Source organism: Bradyrhizobium sp., from assembly GCF_035484855.1.
Lineage (GTDB): Bacteria > Pseudomonadota > Alphaproteobacteria > Rhizobiales > Xanthobacteraceae > Bradyrhizobium.
In genome coordinates this window covers 1-3,170 of record NZ_DATHOP010000260.1, presented here as the reverse complement: position 1 = coordinate 3,170, position 3,170 = coordinate 1, and the positions used below count along the sequence as shown (strand labels likewise).

Annotated in this window: 1 protein-coding gene and 1 rRNA gene; one reads left to right on the top strand and one right to left on the bottom strand. The window is 64.6% G+C overall.

The window, feature by feature from the left end; all coding sequences use genetic code 11:
• Positions 1 to 1,850, bottom strand: a 1,850-nt coding sequence (locus VK804_RS29630; protein ID WP_414642865.1) for a peptidoglycan DD-metalloendopeptidase family protein, incomplete at its 3' end; no start/stop codon positions are given.
• Between the two features lie 789 nt (positions 1,851 to 2,639).
• On the opposite strand from VK804_RS29630, the gene VK804_RS29625 reads away from it, so the two are divergent.
• Positions 2,640 to 3,170: ribosomal RNA gene (locus VK804_RS29625) — 16S ribosomal RNA — on the top strand; the annotation flags it as partial.

The following is a 3,170-nucleotide window of genomic DNA, read 5'->3' as shown; positions in this document are numbered from 1 at the left end:
CGCGGCAGCTTGATGCGCATGGGATCGACGAAGCGGCCATTGACCATGATTTCGTAATGGACGTGGGCGCCGGTGGAGTGACCGGTCGAACCGACATAGCCGATGACCTGGCCCTGATGCACCCGCGCGCCCGGCTCCATGCCGCGGGCGAAGGCGGTCATGTGGCCATAGGCGGTCTCGTAGCCGTTGGTATGCTTGATGCGGATGTATTTGCCGTAGCCGGATTCCCAGCCGGCGATTTCGATCGCCCCATTGCCGGAGGCATAGATCGGCGTTCCCATCGGCGCCGCCCAATCGATGCCGGTGTGCATCTTGGTGTAGCCGAAGATCGGATCGCGCCGCGATCCGAAGCCCGAGCGCATGATCGCGGTGGGCACCGGCTTGCGCACCAGGAATGTCTTCGCGCTTTTGCCGGTCTCGTCATAGTAGTCGGCGATGCCGTCGTCGGAGGTGATAAAGCGGTAGAACTTCCTGGCCTCGCCGCCGACGGTCAGGGACGCAAACATCACATCGGCCTTGCCGTCGTTGCTTTCCTCGTCCCCGCTGTAGAGCACCTCGAAGGAGTCGCCGGGCTTCGCCTTGCGCTGGAAATCGACGTCGTAGGAATAGACCCGGACCAACTCCTCGATCACGCTGGTCGGCACCTGGTTGCGCAAAGCGGTTTCGTAGATGCTCTGATAGAGCCGGACACCGGTGCCGTCATCCTCTTCGTCGTCGTCGGCGGCATCGGCGACCTTGGTCTCCGCGCTCTGGACATCGACGCCGACATATTTGCCGAGATCGGACAGCGCCACCACCGCCTCGATCGCGGTCTCGCCGACCAGCGTGACGCGCACCGGTTGCTGGCGCTGGGAGCCGCGGACCGGCGACAGCAGCACCCGGAGCTTCTGGCCCTCCTTGAGATTGCCGTCGCGGCCGCGCGGACCGAGCGCCGCCGCGATCGCCTTGATCTCCTCGGGCGTGGCGCCGAGATCGCGCAGGATCGCGCCGAGCGTCTCGCCCTTCTTCATGACGATGCTGCGCTCGCTCCAGCTGTTGCCGCCGGTCGCCTGGCTCGCCGTCTTCGGCAGCATGGTGATGTTTTCGGGCACGATCCGCGCCTCGAAGCCGGCATAGGGGTCGGCGGGCGCATCCGCAGAGGCGTAGGCGAGCTTGCCGGGATCAATGCTCGCCAGGGCGAATTTCGGCGGAACCGAGCCGGTGTAGTTGGCGGCGTCGCGGACCTTGCCCAGCACGTCGTTCATCGGCAGCAGGGCCGCGAGCTTCAGGCGCGGCATCGCGCTCAGGAGATCGCGGGTGACGAAGGAGACCTCCTCGTCGGGCGCCGCGTCGACGCTCGCCTCGGCGGCGGGCGTTTCGTCCTCGCCCATGCTGGCGAGCAGCCGCTGCGGATTGAACGGCGGGATTTTTGCCGATAATTCGGTCGTCGACAGCGCCAGATTGCTGGAGATCTTGACGAACGGCCGCACCCGCGGCACTTCGCGCTCGCCGACCCTGGTCATCGCGGTCACGCGGATGACATGGCGGGCGGAATTGGTTTCGGCGACCGGCGGCAGGCGGTCGCTCTTGCGCGCGGTGCCGCGCCCGCCGACGGGGCCGCGCGACGCCTCGACCCGTTCCGGATTGGCGGCGAAATGCGCTTCGCCGTCGAGCGCTGCGAAAACGGCGCCCCCCATCAGGGCGGCGCCGCACAGGCCGGTCAGAATCGTGCCGGACAGCCACCGCACCGATACGCGGCGGCGGTCGAAATCCCTGCGTAGACCACCGTCCACGGACAACGGCGGTTCGTTGCCGAGTTCCATGGCATCGGGCTTGGGTCCTTGCGAATCGCGCCCCGTACTATGATCCAAGCGACCGTTCCCCCGTCCAGGCGGTCCATATGTGAACCACCGCCCCGCCCCGCGTCCCGGCTCCCACAAGCGCCGATACGCTCCACGCTCCGGCGCTCGGCCGGACCGATCATCGTCCGCCTGGGAACCCCAGGCTATTGTTTTGCGGTCAAATGTCCCACAAGACCGGGCCGAGCGCCCGGCATATCCCCGGGAGCTAAGAGGTGCGAAGATTGTGGCTGGAGTACGGCAATCTGCCCATCCAAGCCGTGGCCCGCGTGCCGGAGCCCGGCGGCCACTATCCCGGGTTGTCGCCATCCGATTTATACACAAGCCCGTGGGGTGAGAAAATCTGACCGGGAAGTGTTGACAAGGTTCGGGGCCGCAGCCTATATAGCTCCCACACGGCGCGCCGCTGCTCGGCGCGATGGCGCGCCTGCGAAGCTCCTCACTGATAACGGTGACCAGCCTCCGACTTGTTGTGTCGGGGGCCGTGGCTTCGGCGGCTCTCCGGCTTGTTCGGGGAGGAGGGATCCTTGTGGTCCCGGGCTGTTTGACAGGTGAATCGGAAGAAAGAGAAACGTGGACGGCGGAGTCCTTGCGGGCCGCTTCCAGCGGGGGATCGATCTTAAGGATTGATCCCGGCGCAGCGGCGGCCGGACGAGACTTCGGCGGTACACGTTTCAGGTCGACACCATTTCCGTGAAGCGGAGGGTGTGGGCACGACGCAAGTCGGGCTCATGTCCACAGCGCGCATGGATGAGGTGGGACCTCGTCAAACGTTGTGATCAGCCGGAACAAGTTCTCATCCAACTTGAGAGTTTGATCCTGGCTCAGAGCGAACGCTGGCGGCAGGCTTAACACATGCAAGTCGAGCGCTCGTAGCAATACGGGAGCGGCAGACGGGAGAGTAACACGTGGGAACGTACCCTTCGGTTCGGAATAACCCAGGGAAACTTGGGCTAATACCGGATACGTCCGTAAGGAGAAAGATTTATCGCCGAGGGATCGGCCCGCGTCCGATTAGCTAGTTGGTGGGGTAATGGCCCACCAAGGCGACGATCGGTAGCTGGTCTGAGAGGATGATCAGCCTCACTGGGACTGAGACACGGCCCAGACTCCTACGGGAGGCAGCAGTGGGGAATATTGGACAATGGGCGCAAGCCTGATCCAGCCATGCCGCGTGGGTGATGAAGGCCTTAGGGTTGTAAAGCCCTTTCGGCGGGGAAGATAATGACGGTACCCGCAGAAGAAGCCCCGGCTAACTTCGTGCCAGCAGCCGCGGTAATACGAAGGGGGCTAGCGTTGCTCGGAATCACTGGGCGTAAAGCGCACGTAGGC